The organism is Xenorhabdus littoralis, from assembly GCF_033949345.1.
Classification (GTDB): Bacteria; Pseudomonadota; Gammaproteobacteria; order Enterobacterales; family Enterobacteriaceae; genus Xenorhabdus; species Xenorhabdus littoralis.
In genome coordinates this window covers 32379-54216 of sequence record NZ_VCDP01000004.1, presented here as the reverse complement: position 1 = coordinate 54216, position 21838 = coordinate 32379, and the positions used below count along the sequence as shown (strand labels likewise).

Sequence of the window (21838 nt, the reverse complement as noted above, 5' to 3'; positions counted from 1 at the left end):
GTTACAACGGGTTACTTCCTGTCATTAGGGGATTTATGTGCATTACTCAAAATTGTTGCAATTTTATCTTCAGTCTTGATTGTCAATTCATGATTGGGAAATAAAAAAGGTCGGCTGATAATTTCTCTCGCCCATGCAGCAAAATTTATTGAACCATCTGCTTTTCGGCACTCTTGATCAAATACAGTTGGACAATCTTCTCTAAACCGCATTGCAGCCATTAGTACTTGTTCTCTATTCTTAGCATGCCTTTCTGCTGTATGATGTGGTTCTTTAATTTTATCATTGTCTTTTTTATCAATAAGAACATCATAATGTTGTACGATATCGAGGGAATTTAAATCATATTCCTTTTCAATAATACGTTTTATATCAATATCTGTAATCCATAAATCTGCATGGGTTATAGCAATTTTTTCAAAATTATCACGATCTATAATCCCATCAAAATCACCATTATCTTCTAATGCGTGAACCTTAGTAGAGAGATTTTCATCCATGACAAATTGCATATTTGGCATATCTTTTGTTGGTGAACAAGGTGTAAACTCTGTTCCATCAATATAAGCAATGCCATTATTCTCAATATCTTCTAAGGATCTGTTTATTCTCCATAAGCCATAAGCTCTCCCGATTGCACAAGAATGATTTTCTATTACACCATTATTACTCTCATCCCCATTAAAGTATGGATAAACAGCAGCCTCGCCATTATCTTGAATATAAATATTATCAAATTTATAAAAAGAGTAAGGTGTTAAGTTTTTTACAAGATTATTGGCAATTGTCCCTCCAAAAGATAACAAATCAACCCACTTATTCATTTTTTCATATGGAGATGATGCCAATAACATCCCTTGCACATTATTCAATTTTAGACATAATGATAACTTCCCATTCACACCAGCGTTAATCAGATCTGATACTTCACAGTTCAGAAAATTATCCGCCCGTTCAATCCTACAATATTTAAATGGTATTTTTATCTCAGCCATAAGATACCTTTATTATTTTGCCTTTAATATAACCACATTCTCATAATTACCCGCCAATACATCCAATCGATCGTACCATTTATTTAAGGCGTCTAACTTCTCTGATAGGTATTGGCTTTTATTGTAGATAGCCATTACTCCCGGCAAGGTGTGTCCCAATAGTAACTCAACAATATGAGGCGCAATACCAATGTCATTTAACCCTGTTGAGAATGTACGGCGCAAATCGTGCAATGTCCAAGGTTTTGCGTGATTAAGCTCCTTGTACAACCTACGCCCTTTTAATGATACTGACGCACGGGTACGATCTTCTCCTAACAATAATCCTGATTTACCCGTTTCTTTTTTTAACTCGGTCAACCAAGGGCGAATTCCCTCAGGAATTGAGCGCACTATTTTTTCACGGGTTTTGCTGTGTTCTTTAGGCACTGTCCATATCCATGACTCAAAATCCCATTCAGACCAGTGAGAAAGTCGCGCTTCAATCGTACGAGCACCAAACAAAACCAATATTTTTAATAGCCTTGAATAATAAGGCTGCTGGTCATTGCTGTAAGTACAGCGCCAAACATCCGCTAATTCAGAATCAGACAGAACGCGGTCGCGTTGTCCTGCCGGCTGCCCTACATCCTGAATAGTAAGAATAGCTAAAGCATCACTGGTGGCATAACGACGTACCTTACAAAATCTGAGAGCTTGCTTTGAAATCTGAAACATCCGTCCGGCTGTCATAGGTTGCGTTTTATTTATTTCGTCAAAACAGGCTACCCAGTGGCGGGTTTCACATCGTGCGAGAGGATAATGACCCAATCGGGGATAAATATGTTTTCTTAGCTGCGCTCTTGCGAGTTCTTCATCTGTTCTTTTTGTGCGCGCATAGTGCACTAACCAATATTCCAAAGCATCTTTAACAGTCACAGGCTTTAATGTTTCTTCTGTGCTCAATTCCAACTCCATCCTGGGATCAAAACCTTCAGCCAGCCATCTTCTGCATTGTTCACGTTTTTCTCTTGCCACCTTTAGTGACATATCAGGGTAACGGCCTAAAGTGAGGCGCTCCAAGCGACTACCACGCCCACCCAGGCGATACACAAACACCCAACTTAACTGTCCACTTTTGAAAGCCTTAATGCTCAATCCTTCACCATCAGCAATCATAGCCGGAGAATCCCTTTTAACGCCCAGCAATGCTTTTAGTTTTTTGTCACTGAGTTTGTTGGTCCCTGCCATTCGTTACCTCACCATAGTGTCTCTGTCTGAGTGATACACCGAGTGATACACCGTTCACTGTAACAATCAAAAAACAGACATTAACACTAAAACACGAAATGAGTATATCTTTTTGATATAGAAGGATAAAAAAGGAGAAAATTGAAAACGTCTGATAGGATAAAAACACGATGTTTTATGCTTCTACAATATGTTTCTTTATCAATATAACCAGTTGATTTTACTTTAAATAATCACAAATACAATCAAGCATGAATGTGATTATTTACACACCGCTCAATACCATAAGCTCACCGAGCGCATAAAATAACACTCTATGCCATCAGAACAAACCCTATTCGTTAATGCACAGTTAAATTTTTTATTAGAAGAAAAAACGCCAAATTTCACAACATTAAGAAAATAAAATTTAGCTAACAAAGATATTAATATGTTAGTTTAGGCAAAACGGTAGGAAATCAGTATAATAGAATTATGCGAAAAATTGCCTTATTCACTTACATCTTGGTTTTGTTTGGTTTCGCACAACCCGCAAAAGCCCTGTCTGAGAACGAAGCTGAAGATCTTGCTGATCTAACAGCCGTTTATATCTTCTTAAAATATGATTGCGGTTATACCCAAATCCCTGACCGTGAGATCCGGCGCACAATTATCTATTTTGCCCAACGCAACAAGTGGGATCTCAGCAATTACGACAGTCAGTTAATGGAGAAACTGAATCAATTAGGCTACAACGACCTGAAGGGAATCAATTTACCTCATGAGGTTAAATGCCGCTCACTTGCGCGAAGCTCCCTCAGTCTACTCGCCTACGTAAAATAAACCCTTTTAACACACCTCCACAGACCAATTTCGCGGTGCAACTAATCCAATAGTTGGCTATTATGTGCGCCCAATGCTTGTGAACACTATAGTGGAGGAATACCGGAACATGTCACATAAAGAAATTTGGTATGAAACATTGCATTCCAGTTTCGGTCAATATTTCACCGTTTAAAACGTCCTTTATCACGATAAAACCGAGCACCAAGACCTGATCATTTTCGAAAATGCAGAACCAGGCCGCATCATGGCTCTTGACGGTGTCGTTCAAACGACAGAACGCGATGAGTTTATCTATCATAGAAATGATGACTCATGTTCCACTATTTGCCCACGGTCAGGCCAGGAAGGTTTTGATCATTAGTGGCGGGGATGGTGGAATGCTGCGAGAAGTCTGTCGTCATCTCTATCCATTTCTGACTGCACCGATCCTGCTGGCCCGGGTGAAAGCCTATTTACTTCTGAATTTTATGAAGGTTGCGCCCGTTGCTTGAATGAAGGTGGCGTGTTTGTAGCCCAAAATGGCGTTTGTTTCCTGCAACAGGACGAAGCCGTCAATAGCCATAAAAAACTGAGTCACTATTTTGCTGACAGCAGTTTCTATCAGTCCGCTATTCCGACCTATTACGGCGGGATCATGACATTTGCATGGGCAACCCAAAATTCTATCTTGCGTCAAATGCCTCTGGAAACATTGCAACAACGTTTCAAAGATTCGGCCATAACCTGCCGTTACTACACTCCAGCCGTACATGCAGGAAGTTTTGCATTACCGCAGTACTTATTGAGTGCATTGTCTGGAAACCAATAATCACCTATCAGCCTGAAGGTGAATTAAATTGCGCAAGCTGAAATTGCACGGCTTTAACAATCTAACAAAAAGCTCGAGTTTTTGTATTTATGATATCTGTTATGCAAAAACGAACGCCGACCGCGACAATTATATCGCGTACATCGATGAACAGTATAATGCGACCCGCCTCACTGAAATTCTCAGTGAAACCTGTTCAATCATTGGTGCAAACATCCTTAATATTGCCTGCCAAGACTATGGCCCACAAGGGGCGAGCGTAACCCTTCTGATTAGTGAAGAACCCGTTGACCCCAAACTAGTGGATAATACGGAAAACCCTGGCCCACTCCCTGATTCTGTCGTCGCCCACTTGGACAAGAGCCATATCTGTTGCATACCTATCCAGAAAGTCATCCAGACGGCGGCATATGTACCTTCAGGGCAGATATTGAAGTGTCAACCTGCGGCGTTATCTCCCCACTTAAGGTACTGAATTATCTTATCCATGAATTAGAATCTGACATAGTCACTGTTTGTGGTTTTACCCGGGATATTAATGGCGTAAAACATTATATCGATCATGAAATAAATTCCATCCAGAATTATGTAACGGAAGAAATTCAATCTCAGTACCATATGATTGATGTAAATATTTTTCAGGAAAATCTATTACGGACGGAATTTACCCGACCTATAGACACTCATTCTCTATCTGACCTATTTGACTGGCAGAATATTAATCTGCCAGTCATTAAAAGATTATTCCATTTAGTCATTCCATTTTCATAAAACACAACTCTTTTTATTCTACCGGTACACTTAATTCAGTACTTGTAATAATTTCAGCACCATAAATGGTTTTCAAATAATCCAGAGATTCATTCTGATCAACTCCCGGAACACCGCAGACAGCATCAGACAATACCTTGATGTCATAACCACGAGTAAATGCACCATAGGCTGTATGCCGGACACAACAGTGAGTATGCTGCCCAGTCAGAACAACTTCTGTAACAGCATATTGATCGAAGATCTGTTCCAGACCGGTTCCATCAAAGGCACAATAAAAATGCTTGGGAGAGACAATTTCACGTTCTGAGTCAACAGGAGCCAGTGCCTCAACAACATTTGCTCCCCATGTTCCCGCTAAGGCGTGCTTTCCCCAGATCTTTATTTCTCTATCATTTGCGAGATGGGCGTCATTGGAATACACCACCAACCAATCGTGTCGTTTTCGGGCGTAGTTGATCACACGTTGGATAACCGGAATAATTTTCATCGCCCTCTCTTCATTGGCGAGAGTACCCGTTACAAAATCGTTCAACATATCAATTACGATAAGTGCTTTCATCTCAAGACCTTACTATTATTTTTACATAAGAAATCGTAAAAAGAACACATCATTCAAATACCATCAATTTTAGAAAAGATATTCTAATATACTGTTATTTATAGTGTATTTAGTATGCTAGAACCAAATGCAAACTATTTACATTTGAAATAATTTACAAACTATATATTAAAAATACACTCAATGTAACCATGTGTTTTCTTAAAAAACTCAGATTAGATAAAAACCTTAGTTATATGAAAAAGTTAAAAAAATACTTGAAATATAGTTTTATTAGATTAAAGGCATAGTTGAGATAAGATTTAGTTATTAAATGACAAAAAAATCAGATTGTTTTATCAAGCATAATAGATTAGTTTAATGAAGCAGCTGTAAACATATTCTCTCTCTGAGAAATAAAAGACTTCTATGATATTGGCAATGGAGAAGATTTTTCCTCCTTAGCGCCAATATTCACAGACATAGTAGTGCCTTGGCTTTAATGATGCTTTTATTTTTCACAACAATACAACTCAATGATAAAAAACGACAACATTTAGTCTGCTATCATTTTTAATGAAGATGTTTTTTTAATGAATAATCCCGCCACAAGCGGTGGGAACTCGCCCTAATGCATTAAATTTAGTTTCTATTTTTTTCTGAATGATAATTTATTAACAAGGAATTTCATCCTCCTAATAAGATATTTATCCGTAAATAATTCCGTGGATATATTTATATAAATATATAAATAATGTTTTTCTTTGCTATCGCATAATCTCCGGTTACATAAAACAATACACTACTATCAAAAATTGACACATTGACCATCATGGAAAACCTTCATAAATTTTCCACCCTGAAAAACAAAACCCTTAAACTTCCTTCATATAAATAACAAATAGTATAGTTAACTTATATAACAATTAAATCTGTTATACTGATTACAAATTTCAATTATTTAGTTGCACTCAGTTTTATTTATTAACATCATGATATATACATATTATTTATAATAAATACTCTACAATAAAAATGAAGATAAAAACCGCACTTATTGATGACCATGTTGTAGTTCGCTCTGGATTCGTTCAATTATTGACACTAGAAGATGATATTATGATCGTAGGTCAATACAGCAGCACCAAGGAGGCATGGCCAGACCTACTGAAAAAAAGAATTGATGTAGTGCTTATGGATATTGCCATGCCTGATGAGAGTGGACTACAACTGCTAGCACGACTACGCCCCAAATGCCCTGATTTTCACACTATCGTACTAAGTATTTATGACACTGCCTCGCTGGTGCAAAATGCTCTTGACTTAGGCGCTCGCGGCTATCTGACTAAGTGCTGTGGACCAGAAGAATTGATTCAGGCTGTGCGCACTGTCCATAAAGGAGAAATTTATCTTTGTGCTGATGCATTGAAAGCACTACGCCAAAAACCTCAAGAAATTGACGCATTACAAATACTAACTTCACGGGAAAAGGAAATCTTTAAGTTACTAATCAATGGTATTAGCGTAAAAGACATAGCCGAACAACTTGAACTAAGCCCCAAAACTGTACATGTTCATCGTGCTAATATCCTTAGTAAATTGCAGTGCGATTCGACTATTGAACTTGTTCATTATGCCTTACAACATCAAATCATTACGGGTTAGTAAATGAATTGGAAAGTACGCTTCGGTTTACAGTCTCTGTTTATATTGCATCTCTATTCAATTAATTGGATTTCACTTTGGATTATTAGTTTTTATTTACATGAGGATGGACAACAAGCCGTTCTTTTTCTGCCACAAGGACTGAGGCTGGTGCTTATGATTCTGTTATGGCGGCGTTACTTGCCATCTCTTATTATTAGTGAAATAAGCATCCTGACATGGTTAATTAACGAACAACTTATTACGAACCCCACTATACTACTTTCCCCTGTAATTAGTTTAATTACAGTTTTAATGATTCAGAAAATATGGAAACGTTATTCTCTTTATTGGCAACAAATCTCTATCCTATTAATTGGAGTAGTTATAAATAGTCTGTTACAAACTCTTTTCCTTAGTTTTTCACTATCATCTAAAGTAAACCTTTTTTTTCTCGCCTCAATCACTGGAGGTGTCCTTCTCTCCCCATTTGTTTATTTAATTCATATTTATTTATATGAATTATACGAGAAAAGTTTAAAATACAATCAAATTACAGATAATTCTCTCTATCCACAACTGCGATCATCTTTTTTAATATGGTGCTTTTTATTCAGCTTACTCGGTATCAGTGGGCATTTCTTTTTATCGCCTAAAATTGAAGGGCTTTTGTCAATTTTAGTATTTATTCCCAATGTTTTTATGGCTTATCGTTATGGCTGGCAAGGCGGTGTATTTTCTGCATTGCTAGGAAGTTTGATAGTGGCTTTTGCCCGTCAATCCAGTGGCTCCTTTAGTGAACTTCAAGAATTAGAAATATTTTTAACGACTCAAGCCTTATTAGGAATCGGACTTGGTATAGCGATCAGTCGCCAGCAACAGTTGGCAAATAATTTAAATCATTATCGTACACGATTGGAAGAAGAATTAATCTCACGCTATACCTTGATGCAAAACCTAGTACATATTGAAGAGGATATCCGCAAAAATATTGCCAGAGAATTACATGATGAAATTGGACAAAATATCACGGCAATTCAAATCCAATCTACTCTGGTAAAACGTACGGCAAACTCACCACTGATAATAAAAGCATCGGAACAAATCAAATATCTATCTCAACAAATTCATCAAGCTACCCGGCAATTACTCCGTGAACTACGTCCGCCAGCCTTAGATGAAATGTCATTCGAAGAGGCTATCCGTCATCTCGTAAATGAGTTTGCTTTCGAAGAACAAAATATTCTTTGCCAGTTTGATTATCAACTTCTGCAAGAACCAAAGAATAGTACTATCACCTTAACTCTTTATCGATTAGTTCAAGAACTACTGAATAATATCAGTAAACATGCCAACGCTAGTACCATTATGATCACATTAAAACAAAAAGAAAACTTAATTCAGCTTCAAGTCCGTGATAATGGTATTGGCATTATAGATGATAAAAAAAATACAGGACTTGGCTTAAGGGGTATTGAAGAACGAGTTCGGGCGCTTGGTGGTAATTGGAGCTTAGATACTCAACAAGGGACTCACATTGTGGTTAATTTACCAATAAATGCAGATGAGTGTATAAAATCATCAAAAATTATTTCCAACGTACTGAAATTGTAGCCTAACAGGCTGGACTATAAGACTTTATATTGCTATTTATTCACTTTTATGGAGATTTATTATGCAAACCAATAGCAATGAACAAATTTCACAAAATTATCGCTATTGGAGAAAACATCTATTGATATCAATGATTGTCGGTTATGCCGCATTTCAATTAACACGTAAAAGTTTGAATATCGCCATGCCTGAAATGCAAGTAGACTTAACACTAGGTAAGGAGGATATTGGCTGGATAGCTAGCTTATTTTATATTGCTTATGGTTGTTCAAAATTTGTGTCGGGGGTTTTCCACGATCATAGTGGTTATCGTTGGTTCATGGGCGCTGGATTAATAGTAACCGGAATACTTAATATCGTTTTTGCATTTTGCTCATCACTAACGGCATTGTTAATTGTATGGACACTAAATGGTTTCTTTCAAGGATGGGGGTGGCCTCCCTGTGCCAGGCTATTAACACACTGGTATTCTCGCAATGAGCGCGGATTTTGGTGGGGATGCTGGAATATATCTATCAATATAAGCGGAATTCTTCTAGCACTACTATCTGCTCTGTTAACAACAACCTATAGCTGGCGAGTTGCTCTACTACTTCCTGGGATTATTAGCATTATACTGGGAATCTGGTTATTCTGGCGGCTACCAGGAATTCCACAAGAACATGGTTTACCTAGCATAGGCAATTGGCGAAAAGATGTAATGGAACAGAAACAAGAACAATTATCGCCACCGATGCCAATGATGAAAATATTACAAGAAACAATTCTGTGTAATCGAACAATTTGGCTTCTTGGCTGTGCCTATATTCTAGTGTACTTCATTAGAATAACCATACATGACTGGGGTAATCTTTGGTTATCAGAAAAATATGGTATCAATGTAGTTAGTGCTAACATGATTCTCTCACTCTTTGAATTAGGCGGACTATTAGGCGCTTTTTTTTCAGGTTGGGGCTCTGATCTGTTCTTCCGTAGTCAACGAATTCCCATGATTTTACTATTTTCTATTGGACTCTTTTTTTCAGTTACCGCACTTTGGCTAGCTCCTATACAACACTATATTTTACTATCTACTTGTATTTTCAGTATCGGTTTTTTTGTTTTCGGACCACAAATGTTAATTGGTTTAGCAGCAACAGAGTACTGTCATAAGAATGCAGCTGGTACAGTTACTGGCTATCTAGGACTGTATGCTTACCTTAGTGCAGCAATGGCAGGCTGGCCATTGAGTCAAATAATTAACTATTACGATTGGTCAGGAATGTTCGCTTTGCTTACTCTAGCAGCTGCATTGATGGGATTATTACTTATGCCACTGTTGATGGCAGATATTAATCAATACAATAAAACACCTTGCCAAAATAGCCAAAATCCCCATCAATAGCTCTAGGCAATTGTTTTTATGAATAACACTTTCTTATAAACGCAAGAGGTTATATACAATATATAAATATGATGTCTACTTTTGTCCTATCGAGCGAGGTTCAGTTTACTCCTCCATCGACAATTTCTCACATCTAAATAACACATGGACACCGACTCAATTCAAGTTGGTGTCCATATACGTTATTTAGAGCCTATTTCAGTAATTTCTTAAACTCTATGTTAGTGATAAATTCGTTGTGAAGATTTTTTTGAAATACCACTTATGGGGGAAAGTATGAAACAATTTTTAACAAGACAAGATATTTTATAATATCATTAACATATAAACATTAAAATAAATGATGATTTTTAACACTACGAACCCTGTCTAAAATAGAGAGTAAAAAAGTCTCCAAATGTTAAAATAAAATCAATTACAATCAATCAAATAATCGAAAAAAAACAAAACAATATTTCGGCAATTTTCCATTAAAAAAACAAAAAAAACAAATTCAACGTGATACTTAATATTATCCAATGTCATAATAAAGAAAAAATAATTCAATAATAATAATTAATTTTGTTATCTAGTTTGCAATTTTAATCTATTAATTTGCATAAATTTATTAACCTTATCATGATGTCTATTGAATTAATAATCAGAATCCTATTATTAAATAAAATTTAAAATAATAGTTTTGTTTATCAAGACTCATATTATCTCATCCAGATAAAACTTCTGAACAAAAGGATATCACTAATGAAGCTCAATTATCTCTCTACTCTCATAGCAGTAGGATTAACAACTGTTACTATAATAAGCAGCAATGCTCAAGCCTCTGGTCGGTTGATTGTTTATTGCAGTGGCACCAATGCCCTGTGTGAAACAGAAACACGTGCCTTTGGTGAAAAATACAATGTCAAAACGACATTTATTCGCAATGGCTCAGGCAGTACATTAGCCAAAATGGAAGCTGAAAAACATAATCCACAAGCAGATGTATGGTATGGCGGCACACTCGACCCTCATTCCCAAGCAGGTGAGATGGATCTCCTGCAACCTTACCAATCACCCAATTTATCTCAAATAACACCTCAATTCCGCGATCCTGCAAAGCGTAAAGGACATTACACTTCAGCGGTCTATATGGGCATTCTTGGTTTTGGTGTAAATACAGAGCGTTTGAAAGAAAAAAACTTGCCCATACCAACATGTTGGAAAGATCTAACCAAGCCGGAGTATAAAGGTGAGATCCAATTAGCTGATCCACAAAGCTCGGGCACTTCCTACACCGCACTTGCAACATTTATTCAATTATGGGGTGAAAATCAGGCCTTTGATTATCTGAAGAAACTTAATAACAATGTTTCCCAATATACCAAATCCGGCATTGCCCCCGCCCGTAATACCGCGCGCGGAGAAACCGCCATTGGAATTGGCTTCTTGCACGATTATTCGCTGGAAGTTGAAAATGGCGCGCCCATGAAGCTAATTGCTCCCTGCGAAGGCACTGGCTATGAAATTGGTGGTGTCAGCATCATAAAAAATGCCCGTAATGTGGATAACGCGAAATTATTTGTTGATTGGGTATTGTCTAAAGAAGCCCAAGAGTTAAGTTGGAAAAAAGGACAGTCTTACCAAATTCTGACCAATATTACGGCTGAATCTTCTCCGATAACACTGAACCCCTCTGAATTGAATCTCATCAATTATGACATGGATAAATATGGAACCAATGAGGTACGTAAGGGGCTGATCAACAAATGGCTGACTGAAGTCAAAATGGGGAAATAATCTCTTCAATCATTAATAGCATCCATTCAAGCAGCGAGACATGGATATGTATTCGCTGCCTAATCATGTGATTTACACACTCTTTTTATAAAATTTTATTGGGGGAATTATGTCTCATACCCTTACCTTGCAGAAACAGCAGGGTCGGGATTCTGTTTTCTGGTGGATTATGCTGGCATGGCTGTCATTTGCCTTACTACCATCATGGAGTCTGGATTACGGCCTTTTTGATTCAACACAGGAAGAAGTTCTGGCAGCTTATGGCTGGCACAGTAGCAATATCAGCATTTTGTGGTTCCTGTTGCCATCGGTGTTATTATTGCGTCCGCGCTTTCCTGCCTCTCGTGACGCACGTCAGCGCCACTATTTTGATGCAGGATATGCCTTGCTATGCGCCTTGTTCATTATCATCAGCGCATCACTTGCCGGACGCGGATTAGGTTACGCCACCATAATCCTGTTTGTCACATTGGGAGCCATCATAACGCTGGCCTTATCTCGTCTGGAGTGGCTTGGTAGTGACAGCTTCGTTATTGGTTCGCTGGTATCGATCATTGCGTTGATCGGGGTATTTATTCTTTTTCCCAGCATCGCCATTTTTATTCCCATGTTTACGGATGAGTCCGGTCACTTTGCACCATTCGCGTTTATATCAATACTCGGACAGTCCCATATTCTGAAAATTATTGCTAATTCTGTGCTGCTTTCCATTGCAGTCGGGCTGGGTTGTACTTTCTTTGGATTGGTACTCGCTATTTACACCGCCAGAATTGCTAAACGGTCTGCCATGATTAGCCGGGTATTTTCTATTTTGCCGATTGTCACCCCCCCCTTCGTGGTTGGATTAGGTGTAACACTCATGATGGGACGCTCCGGTTATATCACGGAGTTTATGTCTACGTGGTTTGGTTTAACTAACACGAGCTGGCTGTATGGTTTTACGGGCATTTGGATCGCTCAAGTGCTGGCCTTTACACCAATGGCATTCATGATTCTGGATGGTGCCATCAAAACGATTCATCCTTCTATCGAAGAAGCTTCTTATACTTTGCGAGCCAATCGCTATCAAACTTTTTTCCATGTTTTTATACCATTACTGAAACCCGCTCTCGCCAATGCTTTTCTGATTGTGGTTGTCCAGTCTCTGGCTGATTTCAGTAATCCACTGGTTTTGGGAGGCAACTTTGACGTGTTGGCGACCCAAATTTACTTCTATATCACAGGCTCACAGCTCGATTATCAGGCTGCCGGTACATTGGGAGCATCATTACTGGTCTTCTCGCTCTTGGTTTTTTGTATCCAGTATATATGGATTGGTAAACGTTCTTATGTCACGGTTTCCGGTAAATCCTATCGCGGTGATGTACAGCCTTTGCCGGTTTCACTGGTATGGGGTGTTTGTATCCTGCTGTTTATCTGGGTGGTATTCAACGTTCTGCTCTATGGCAGCATTTTCTATGGCAGTTTCACCGTCAACTGGGGGGTCGATTACACTCTGACGCTGGATAATTTCATCAAACTATTCGGTCAGGGAATGAGCGATGGTGCATGGCCTTCACTACTGGATACACTGCTTTATGCTGGTATTGCCGCTCCGATTACCGCCATTTTCGGGCTATTAATTGCCTATATCGTGGTACGCCAGCAATTCCGCGGCAAAAAAGTCATTGAATTTACGACCATGCTCTGTTTTGCCGTTCCCGGTACTGTTGCGGGGATATCCTATCTTCTGGCATTCAATAATGCGCCTTTCTATCTGACGGGAACTGCGTTCATCATCATTATTTCCATGACGATGCGAAATGTACCTGTTGGCATTCGGGCAGGTATTGCAGGACTCGGGCAGATCGATAAATCACTGGATGAAGCTTCCCTCAGCCTGCGGGCAGGTTCGATGAGAACAATTTTGCATATTTTACTGCCACTCTTACGCCCGGCTATTTTATCCGCATTGATTTACAGCTTTGTCCGCGCCATTACAACAGTCAGCGCCATCGTATTTTTGGTAACACCGGATACGCGTGTAGCAACGGCCTATATCCTGAACCGTGTTGAAGATGGCGAATATGGTCTGGCTATCGCGTATGGCTCTGTTCTGATTGTCGTCATGCTGGCGATAATTTTCTTATTTGACTATTTAATTGGCGAAGCGCGCATTTCACGCTCGAAAGCCAAAAATACCCAGTAATCACGGAGTGACGGTATGACACAGCAACATTTTGTCGAATTAAAAAATGTGACCAAGCGGTTCGGTAACAACACCGTGATCGACTCTCTGAACTTATCGATCCCGCAAGGAAACATGGTGACATTATTGGGACCATCAGGATGCGGTAAAACAACCGTACTGAGGCTTGTCGCGGGATTGGAAAAACCGACGGAGGGCAATATTTTCATTGATGGGGAAGATGTTACCGATCGTTCCATCCAACAACGGGATATCTGCATGGTTTTCCAGTCTTATGCCCTTTTTCCGCATATGTCTTTGGGAGAAAACATTGGTTATGGCTTAAAAATGCTGGGACGACCAAAAACAGAAATCCGCGAACGTGTCAGAGAAGCGTTGGAATTGGTTGATCTGGATGGTTTTGAAGATCGCTATGTTGATCAAATTTCTGGCGGGCAACAACAGCGCGTCGCTCTGGCCCGCGCCCTTATCCTCAAACCAAAAGTACTACTCTTCGATGAACCGTTAAGTAATCTGGATGCCAATCTGCGCCGCAATATGCGTGAAAAAATTCGTGAATTGCAGCAACAGTTTAATATCACGTCGCTTTATGTAACGCATGACCAAAGTGAAGCTTTTGCGGTTTCTGATACGGTTTTGGTCATGAACAAAGGAAAAATAATGCAGATGGGTTCTCCACGGGTACTTTATAGCCAACCTGCTTCGAAATTTATGGCCAGCTTTATGGGAGATGCCAATATTTTGCCTGCCACACAAGGCGCTGATTATGTAGATATTTTCCAATATCGCCTGCCCCGTCCGGCCAGTTTTACTGCCACACAAGCCGCCATTACTGTTGGCATTCGTCCTGAAGCCATTACTTTAAGCCAGCAAGGTTACGAAAACCAACGTTGCAAGATCAGCCATGTTGCCTATATGGGCGCGCAGTATGAAGTGATTGTTGACTGGCACGGGCAAACGCTATTGTTGCAAATCAATGCGACACAACTACAACCACAGGTTGGGGAAGACTATTATCTGGTCATTCACCCGATTGGAATGTTTATGCTGGAAAAGGAAACACAAGACTAATCTGAAATGAAACCATGCCCTGAATGCTCTATCAGGGCATGATTGATAAAACAATTACGCTGGCTTATCTTTCTTAAATAGATATGATAAATAACACTTTATAGTTAATCTAACTCTACCCTGCGAGGTATATCGTAATATTAATCATATGATTTATTGTTTTATTTTTGTTCTCTCCGTAGGCTTATGAACGCTCTTTTTTTACCTGAAAAACAGCTTGATATTGAAAACTTAAACTATTTATTTCAATAAATTACGTAAAAAACTACACTATCTCATCCCCAATATATCGGTGGTGTCGTTCGATATAAGGTCCCATCAGCGAATACAAAACTTTTTAATATTATTTCATTGCGCGATAATAACTCATTTGCAACACTAAGGAATGCCTAGTATATTCAGAGATGCACGCTGACTATTACGGCTTCTTAGTATATGTTCACTGACTGCTTCCCCCATAAACAGCAGCTCAGTTCAAAATACTAAAACTCCAATAGTCAGTAATGTTAAGGAAGCTTCCGAACTTCCTGACAATAATAAAAACCTCATAATTGAAGTTAACAAATCAACTATAAAATAACCAAACTGACCACGTTTGTTATACTTCTTTTGGAGAATAGCTCCACAACACCAGGCTCCTGCGGCTATCACCGCAGGAGGTTTTTTATCCAACGGAATCTTTGTGCAAAACAACGAGATAAATCACTTGTTCTGCCTATCAACTCCCCACTAAACTCTGTAGAATCGCCTACACTTTCTGGGGATGTCACACCACAAAAAGACCATTCATTTCACTTCAATAAAATAGGTTTTACAATGCATCAGTCTGATGTTGTTGATCGCTCGCTTTTCTCATTAAGCTGGCCGATTTTCATTGATATCTTTCTGCATATGGCGACGTTATTAATTAATACGTACATGGTCAGCCATATTTCTTCTTCTTACCTCGCCGCAATGGGTGTAGGTAATCATGTTTTTGATCTCTTTATTACTATTTTCAATTTCATTAGTGTGGGTTGTAGTGTTGTCATCGCACAATATTTGGGATCAGGAAAACGCGATAAAGCCAGTCAGGCGATCCATATTTCCATTGCATTTAATTTTGTGTTGGGTTTCAGTTGTGCACTGATCACGGTTTTCTTCGGTTATAAGATCCTGCACATTATGAACCTGCCGGAAAATCTGATGGAGGATGGATTCGCTTATCTGCATATTCTTGGCATCTGTCTGATACCGGAAGCCATTTCGATTATTCTGGCGGCTTGTCTGCGGGTTTATGGCAAGTCTAAAACAGCAATGTATGTCACTCTGATTGCCAACTTGCTCACGATTGTCGGCAATATGATTGTTTTGTATGGCTTCTTCGGTTTGCCTCAATATGGACTGGAAGGCGTGGCATGGTCTACCGTGTTTGGTCGTACTGTTGCAGTTATTTTACTTTGCGGATTACTGTTCTGTGGTTTGAAAATCAAGTTCAAACCTAAATTGCTCATCCACTGGTCTAAAAATATGTTGAACAAAATCCTGCACATCGGCTTACCGGCTGCGGGTGAAAATCTGGTGTGGATACTGCAATACATGACCGCACAGGCGTTTATCGGTCTGATGGGTGAAACTTCACTGGCGGCACAAACGTTATACTTCCAGTTATCTCTGTTCATTATGTTGTTCGGTATATCCACCAGCATTGGTAATGAGATTATGGTCGGTCATCTTGTCGGAGCAAAACGCTTCGAAGATGCCTATATTCGGGGGATAAAAAGCCTGCGGATTGGTGTTATCGTCACGGTGGGCGTTGTGTTGGCGTTCTGGGTTTTCAGGGAAACTCTCCTTGAGATCATGACCGAAGATAAAAAGATTATCGAACTGCTGTTGCCACTGTTCCTGCTTTCCGTCTTTTTGGAGCCGGGACGTACCTTCAATATTGTGATGGTCAATGCGTTGCGGGCCTCCGGGGATGCTCGTTTCCCGCTTTATACTGCCTTGATTTTCATGTGGGGAATTTCCATCCCAGTCGGTTATTTTCTGGGAATTACTATGGGAATGGGGATTCTGGGGATCTGGATCGGGTTTTTCTGCGATGAATGGATCCGAGGACTTATTAACGCTTGGCGTTGGAAGTCCAAAAGGTGGCAAACTAAACGACTGGATATTTAATTCAAAAAATGCCGCAAATCTGTCTGCGGCATTTTTATTTCAACCAAATTTTAGCATTCTTTTTTATGGTTCTTCTTTATGGTTCTTCTTTATAGCTTTTCTTTGCCATACAACTCCGAACGCGGGCCATACAGCAAACGACCATCTCCCCCGGCACTTAATAGGCGATAGCTGGTAATGCCAGCAATATCATGACCTCGGTCCATAACGGTATTGGCTATCTGAGAGATAGCCGCTGATACCAGCATACCAATCAGACCACCACTGGAGTGATTGTCATTTTCTGTAGAAGAGGCCGTCGCACTACGACTCCACAGCGCTTTCCCCGTACGCAAATCGACCAGACGGGCTGTCGCACTGACCCGGGTATCACTGTTTATGATTCGGTATTGTGTGCCGTATTCTGTGATATTCAAATAGAGAGCAGAATCTGCACCAAAAATCTCATGCAGCTTCTTATAGCTGAGGTTATGGATATCCTGTGCTTCAGTCATCCCATTTTGGCGAAATGTTTCTTCAACTACTGCCACGGGGTAAACATAATAGCCGGATTCAGCCAGCGGATAAGTGATCTGAGAAAGTAAGCTGCCAGAAGCCTGTACCTCTACCGATTTATTCACAGCAGGAAGAACCAGAATGGATTTCGGCTTACTTTCCCTCAGTGCTGAATAATCATACGGCTTATGCTGAACACATCCGGCCAATACCAGCAATAATAAGGCACCGATTGCCCCCCAAAAACGGTTCATTATTTTGCTCCCTTATTCTTGCTTAACAGAAAATCCATGTAAGGTGCTGACTCTGGAAAGAGTTTTTTCTCTACTTCAAACTGCTGGAAAGCATCCTCAATATTACCACTTTTGCTATAAAGCAGCCCCATTTGAGCATGCAGTCCAGGCGGAACAGATTTATCTTTCGCTTTAGCTTGCTCGATAACTTTCTGCAATACCTGAAGTTGTTCTTGTGGCCCTGTTTTATCCTGTTGATAGTATTCATACAGCGTTGGCTGATAATCACCCCATACATACAAAGTGTTAGGTGCTTTTACACACCCTACCAACAAGAGTACTCCCAACAACATCCCCGTCTTTTTCATCGAAAACATGCAACTCTTTTCCCTATATAATTAATTGGTAGGCTGCCATGCACCATTTTCGATACCAGACACCAGATCATTGATCGCTTCACGAATTGCCAGATCCAATACTTTGCCGTTAAGAGTTGAGTCGTAGCTGGAAGTCCCGCCAAATCCGATAATCTCACGGCTGGACAGTTTATACTCCCCTGCACCTGCGGAAGAGAACACAACTTCAGAAGTTTCAACATTGACGACGTTCAACATCACTTTTGCATAAGCAACCTGTGATTTACCACGCCCTAAAATGCCCCATAACTGGTGATCACCCACTTCTTTGCGGCCAAATTCGGTTACTGAACCCGTAATAATGTAGTTAGCCCCTTTCAATTTCTGAGCTTTGCCCTGTAAACCCGCTTCTGCTTTCAATTCAGCCATATTGGTACGTTCCAATACGTTAAAACGACCTGTTTGTTGTAAATGGGTCACGAGGATCGTTTTTGACTGATTACCTAAACGGTCAACGCCGTCAGAGAAAATACCGTTTTGGTAGCTTGAACGGTTTTCAAATTTACCCACCGCGATCGGGCTGCGAATACCGGTATAGGTAGTTTTATAAGAAGTGACTTTTTGTACCGGAAGTGTTGACGAAGATTCTGTCGCACACCCGGCCAACATGAGAGAAGTCAGGCAAAGTGCGGCTAACGTGAGTTTACTTTTCATTATAATTTATCCCTGAATGAATGATAAAATAAGCCTGTCCAATTTCTGACACAGGCAGATTCCGGTAACACAAAGAGGTAGAATAATAAATACTGTGATGAAAAAAGTCTATTTAATTAAAAATGAGGATATTTTTTCATTCATTATATGAATGAGTTATTATCATTATTCTCTTTTGATTCATAAAAAAACCAATCATCCAAAATCAATGATCACTATTTATTTCAGGATAACATTATGGGTTTAAATTAATTCCAATAGAGTCCGCAATCATATTTCCTGCTTTCACCAAAATAATAAGATTTATCCGCAGACAAAGTGTCTTTGTCAAAATAAATCCCACACATTTGATATATTTGTATGGAAAAAAATTTTGTTGAGGTTATGGCTGTCAATATTATTGACGGTTCTTATATAATTTTAATATTAGCAATATTAACAAGATTATTTTATCAAAAACATTGCATTACCTGTTTTAAGGTATCAATAAATCTCTGCCAACAAGAAAGCCCATAATAATAAAGTGATTATTGAGGATATGATACATTTCCATTTCCATTTCCATTTCCATTTCCAATGAATAGACTGAGATAAGACTCTATATTACGTTATTTCATTAGCAAAAACCGCTAGATTAATATGCTGAACTACATCATAATATTAACAATAAAAAGGATTTAATACTGACAGGGTGTTTTGAACAGATACAAGCGTGATAAAGCATACAACTTTTCCCTCTGGTTGTTTCAATTGTTAATATCACAAATCCTCATAATACCTTAGCACAAAGATACAATGGTGTTATTTATCAATTGGATACAAATACATCAATGTTGTTTTTGCGCAGTTTCCCTTTGCGATTTCATCTTTATGAAGACATTGTTCTCTCAAAAGCCGTAGCAGATGGAATATTTAGGGAAATTTTTTCTCCTTGAAGTCATTTACTATCTGCACAGATTAAAGCCTTATTAAAAGAATGGTTATTCAATGATTATGTGATGTATCTCTCTCTGCCCCCTACTCAATACTTATTACAACACCAAAGATGTAAGCGAGAGCTATTATGAAAACAACAGCAACAAAAAACTATGATGTCATGCCCCACTTATCTCCGGGCGCCAATCGCGCAAACATGACGGAGGATGAATGGAGACAAGCAATAAAATTCGACAATACCGATATGGGTTGGGTCATCATGAGTATTGGCATGGCAATCGGGGCAGGAATTGTTTTCTTGCCTGTTCAGGTTGGATTGATGGGATTGTGGGTTTTTCTGCTCTCTTCCATTATTGGCTATCCTGCCATGTATCTTTTTCAGAGACTCTTCATCAATACCCTCGCAGAGTCACCAGAATGCAAAGATTATCCCAGTGTCATCAGTGGATATCTTGGTAAAAACTGGGGGATTTTATTAGGTGTGCTCTACTTTATTATGTTGGTGATCTGGATGTTTGTTTATTCCACTGCCATAACCAATGATAGTGCATCTTATCTGCAAACATTTGGTATCACCGATGAATTAATGTCGAAAAATCCGTTTTATGGATTAGTACTAATTTGTATTTTGGTGGCCATATCTTCCCGTGGTGAGCAATTACTATTCAAAGTATCCAGTCTGATGGTGATAACAAAGTTGTTTGTGGTCGCGGCCTTGGGACTTTCCATGATTGGCATGTGGCATTTGTATAATATCGGAGCATTGCCTCCCCTCGGTCTTTTGATCAAAAAAGCGATTATTACGTTACCTTTTACGCTCACTTCTATCTTATTTATTCAAACACTGAGTCCGATGGTGATTTCTTACCGCAACCGGGAGAAAAACCGTGAAGTCGCCCGCCACAAGGCATTGAGATCCATGAATATTGCCTTTGGTATCCTGTTTTGTACGGTGTTTTTCTATGCCATCTCTTTTACGCTGGCAATGGGACACGAAGAAGCCGTCAAAGCTTACGAACAAAATATTTCTGCATTAGCCATTGCTGCTCAATTCTTTCCCGGCGGCTGGGTCATTGCCGTCAGTGTTGTGCTCAATATCTTTGCTGTTATGACCGCTTTCTTTGGTGTGTATCTCGGGTTCCGTGAAGCCAGTCAGGGAATTGCCATCAATATTCTGAGTCGCCTGATGCCTGTCGAAAAAATCAATGAAAAGTGGGTTCAGAAAGGCATCATGATTTTTGCCATTTTATTGGCATGGAGCGCTATTATTCTCAATGTACCGGTACTGAGCTTCACTTCTATCTGTAGCCCAATATTTGGCATCGTGGGCTGCCTGATCCCCGCCTATCTGGTTTATAGAGTTCCCGGTCTGCATCACTATAAAGGAGCATCCCTAATCTTAATCATCTTCACAGGGATCTTGTTATGTGTTTCCCCTTTTCTGGCTTTTTCCTGAAATAGGAAAGGTTCGTCTGTAAGACGAGTCAGCTTGTGGGAAGACCAATTACGCTCGTTTGTTATCCGGCGTATAAATGCGCTGGTTTCACCTGACTTGATGAAAAATGGCATGGGGCATGGGAGTGACACAATACACTGATATACAAATCCTCGAAATTATGCAGCACAAAGCAAGTTTTGCTTAAATAAGCCAGCAAGGCCAAAAGACGCTCTTTTTGCAGGTTTTTTGGCCTCCTGCAAATCATATTCTGTAACACTTAATTCAGTAAATCGTCATTTTAATGATGAAGTTATATTTAATTAATCATGGAGGATATCTATTTAATTAAATCTCACGGATTGAATAAAAAAACTTACCTATTTAAACTTATTAAACAATAATAAACATTAGAAATAATAACGCATAATTTAAACTTAACTTAAATTATCTTACTTAAGTTAAATACATTCACTTGGCTTCACAAAACCCCAGCCCCAATAACTAAACTCATCCAAAATAAATAGAATTAAAATCCATAAAACAACAATAATCAGTGCATTAATCTAAAACAAGAACAAGAAAGATAATTTTTAATCAATTTATAGACATAATATGAACAGCTTAGATAAATCATTTACTTTTTCCACTAAATGCAGTAAAAA

Annotated in this window: 15 protein-coding genes and 2 pseudogenes; 11 read left to right on the top strand and 6 right to left on the bottom strand. The window is 39.2% G+C overall.

Annotation, left to right across the window (positions count from 1 at the left end; all coding sequences use genetic code 11):
- Positions 1-11 precede the first annotated feature (11 nt).
- Positions 12-995, bottom strand: a complete 984-nt coding sequence (locus FE394_RS01180; RefSeq protein WP_319924575.1) for a hypothetical protein — start codon at positions 993-995, stop codon at positions 12-14.
- Positions 996-1007: 12 nt separating this feature from the next.
- The gene (locus tag FE394_RS01175) at positions 1008-2225 is read right to left on the bottom strand and encodes a tyrosine-type recombinase/integrase (protein ID WP_319924574.1); all 1218 of its coding nucleotides are present in this window, start codon (positions 2223-2225) and stop codon (positions 1008-1010) included.
- Between the two features lie 474 nt (positions 2226-2699).
- Here FE394_RS01175 and FE394_RS01170 point away from each other — a divergent pair, with 474 nt between their 5' ends.
- The 3 genes and pseudogenes from FE394_RS01170 to speD form a co-directional block, all read left to right on the top strand.
- The gene (locus tag FE394_RS01170; RefSeq protein ID WP_319924573.1) at positions 2700-3047 is read left to right on the top strand and encodes a YacC family pilotin-like protein; all 348 of its coding nucleotides are present in this window, start codon (positions 2700-2702) and stop codon (positions 3045-3047) included.
- A 109-nt stretch (positions 3048-3156) separates the two neighbouring features.
- Positions 3157-3858 (top strand): annotated as a pseudogene (gene speE / locus FE394_RS01165) (spermidine synthase).
- A gap of 28 nt (positions 3859-3886) precedes the next feature.
- A pseudogene (gene speD / locus FE394_RS01160) lies at positions 3887-4521 on the top strand (adenosylmethionine decarboxylase); the annotation flags it as partial.
- Between the two features lie 121 nt (positions 4522-4642).
- On the opposite strand, the gene FE394_RS01155 reads toward speD, so the two are convergent.
- Positions 4643-5191: a cysteine hydrolase family protein gene (locus tag FE394_RS01155; RefSeq protein WP_319924572.1), complete on the bottom strand. Its 549-nt coding sequence runs from the start codon at positions 5189-5191 to the stop codon at positions 4643-4645.
- 1014 nt (positions 5192-6205) lie between these two features.
- On the opposite strand from FE394_RS01155, the gene FE394_RS01150 reads away from it, so the two are divergent.
- The 7 genes from FE394_RS01150 (at position 6206) to FE394_RS01120 (ending at position 17004) form a co-directional block, all read left to right on the top strand.
- Positions 6206-6835 carry a response regulator transcription factor gene (locus FE394_RS01150; RefSeq protein ID WP_319924571.1) on the top strand — a complete coding sequence of 210 codons (630 nt, stop codon included), beginning with the start codon at positions 6206-6208 and terminating at the stop codon, positions 6833-6835.
- Between the two features lie 3 nt (positions 6836-6838).
- Positions 6839-8428, top strand: coding sequence for an MASE1 domain-containing sensor histidine kinase (locus FE394_RS01145; protein WP_319924570.1), 1590 nt, complete (start codon positions 6839-6841; stop codon positions 8426-8428).
- A gap of 61 nt (positions 8429-8489) precedes the next feature.
- Complete coding sequence (gene uhpC, locus FE394_RS01140; protein WP_319924569.1) at positions 8490-9812, top strand: MFS transporter family glucose-6-phosphate receptor UhpC; 1323 nt, start codon at positions 8490-8492, stop codon at positions 9810-9812.
- Positions 9813-10553: 741 nt separating this feature from the next.
- Complete coding sequence (locus FE394_RS01135; RefSeq protein WP_319924568.1) at positions 10554-11588, top strand: ABC transporter substrate-binding protein; 1035 nt, start codon at positions 10554-10556, stop codon at positions 11586-11588.
- Positions 11589-11697: 109 nt separating this feature from the next.
- Entirely contained in the window at positions 11698-13776 is a 2079-nt protein-coding gene (locus FE394_RS01130; RefSeq protein ID WP_319924567.1) for an ABC transporter permease, read from the top strand.
- A 15-nt stretch (positions 13777-13791) separates the two neighbouring features.
- Positions 13792-14847 carry a ferric ABC transporter ATP-binding protein gene (gene fbpC / locus FE394_RS01125; RefSeq protein ID WP_319924566.1) on the top strand — a complete coding sequence of 352 codons (1056 nt, stop codon included), beginning with the start codon at positions 13792-13794 and terminating at the stop codon, positions 14845-14847.
- Positions 14848-15663: 816 nt separating this feature from the next.
- Positions 15664-17004, top strand: coding sequence for an MATE family efflux transporter (locus FE394_RS01120; RefSeq protein ID WP_319924565.1), 1341 nt, complete (start codon positions 15664-15666; stop codon positions 17002-17004).
- Positions 17005-17093: 89 nt separating this feature from the next.
- Here FE394_RS01120 and FE394_RS01115 read toward each other — a convergent pair whose 3' ends face one another.
- From FE394_RS01115 to FE394_RS01105, 3 genes are read right to left on the bottom strand one after another with little or no spacing between them, the layout of a single operon-like run.
- Positions 17094-17753: a DUF799 domain-containing protein gene (locus tag FE394_RS01115; RefSeq protein WP_319924564.1), complete on the bottom strand. Its 660-nt coding sequence runs from the start codon at positions 17751-17753 to the stop codon at positions 17094-17096.
- Positions 17753-18109, bottom strand: a complete 357-nt coding sequence (locus tag FE394_RS01110; protein ID WP_319924563.1) for a DUF4810 domain-containing protein — start codon at positions 18107-18109, stop codon at positions 17753-17755. Before FE394_RS01110 ends, FE394_RS01115 begins: the two co-directional genes overlap by 1 nt.
- Positions 18110-18130: 21 nt before the next feature.
- The gene (locus FE394_RS01105; protein ID WP_319924562.1) at positions 18131-18802 is read right to left on the bottom strand and encodes a CsgG/HfaB family protein; all 672 of its coding nucleotides are present in this window, start codon (positions 18800-18802) and stop codon (positions 18131-18133) included.
- A 1096-nt stretch (positions 18803-19898) separates the two neighbouring features.
- Between FE394_RS01105 and FE394_RS01100 the strand changes: the two genes are divergently transcribed.
- Positions 19899-21194 (top strand): SLC5/6 family protein, encoded by a 1296-nt coding sequence (locus tag FE394_RS01100; RefSeq protein WP_319924663.1) that lies wholly within the window; start codon positions 19899-19901, stop codon positions 21192-21194.
- Positions 21195-21838 lie beyond the last annotated feature (644 nt).

Excerpts from the sequence above, each read along its gene's own strand:
- FE394_RS01180 (WP_319924575.1), bottom strand. The coding sequence starts at position 995 with ATGGCTGAGATAAAAATACCATTTAAATATTGTAGGATTGAACGGGCG.
- FE394_RS01175 (WP_319924574.1), bottom strand. The coding sequence starts at position 2,225 with ATGGCAGGGACCAACAAACTCAGTGACAAAAAACTAAAAGCATTGCTG.
- FE394_RS01170 (WP_319924573.1), top strand. The coding sequence starts at position 2,700 with ATGCGAAAAATTGCCTTATTCACTTACATCTTGGTTTTGTTTGGTTTC.
- FE394_RS01155 (WP_319924572.1), bottom strand. The coding sequence starts at position 5,191 with ATGAAAGCACTTATCGTAATTGATATGTTGAACGATTTTGTAACGGGT.
- FE394_RS01150 (WP_319924571.1), top strand. The coding sequence starts at position 6,206 with ATGAAGATAAAAACCGCACTTATTGATGACCATGTTGTAGTTCGCTCT.
- FE394_RS01145 (WP_319924570.1), top strand. The coding sequence starts at position 6,839 with ATGAATTGGAAAGTACGCTTCGGTTTACAGTCTCTGTTTATATTGCAT.
- uhpC (WP_319924569.1), top strand. The coding sequence starts at position 8,490 with ATGCAAACCAATAGCAATGAACAAATTTCACAAAATTATCGCTATTGG.
- FE394_RS01135 (WP_319924568.1), top strand. The coding sequence starts at position 10,554 with ATGAAGCTCAATTATCTCTCTACTCTCATAGCAGTAGGATTAACAACT.
- FE394_RS01130 (WP_319924567.1), top strand. The coding sequence starts at position 11,698 with ATGTCTCATACCCTTACCTTGCAGAAACAGCAGGGTCGGGATTCTGTT.
- fbpC (WP_319924566.1), top strand. The coding sequence starts at position 13,792 with ATGACACAGCAACATTTTGTCGAATTAAAAAATGTGACCAAGCGGTTC.
- FE394_RS01120 (WP_319924565.1), top strand. The coding sequence starts at position 15,664 with ATGCATCAGTCTGATGTTGTTGATCGCTCGCTTTTCTCATTAAGCTGG.
- FE394_RS01115 (WP_319924564.1), bottom strand. The coding sequence starts at position 17,753 with ATGAACCGTTTTTGGGGGGCAATCGGTGCCTTATTATTGCTGGTATTG.
- FE394_RS01110 (WP_319924563.1), bottom strand. The coding sequence starts at position 18,109 with ATGTTTTCGATGAAAAAGACGGGGATGTTGTTGGGAGTACTCTTGTTG.
- FE394_RS01105 (WP_319924562.1), bottom strand. The coding sequence starts at position 18,802 with ATGAAAAGTAAACTCACGTTAGCCGCACTTTGCCTGACTTCTCTCATG.
- FE394_RS01100 (WP_319924663.1), top strand. The coding sequence starts at position 19,899 with ATGCCCCACTTATCTCCGGGCGCCAATCGCGCAAACATGACGGAGGAT.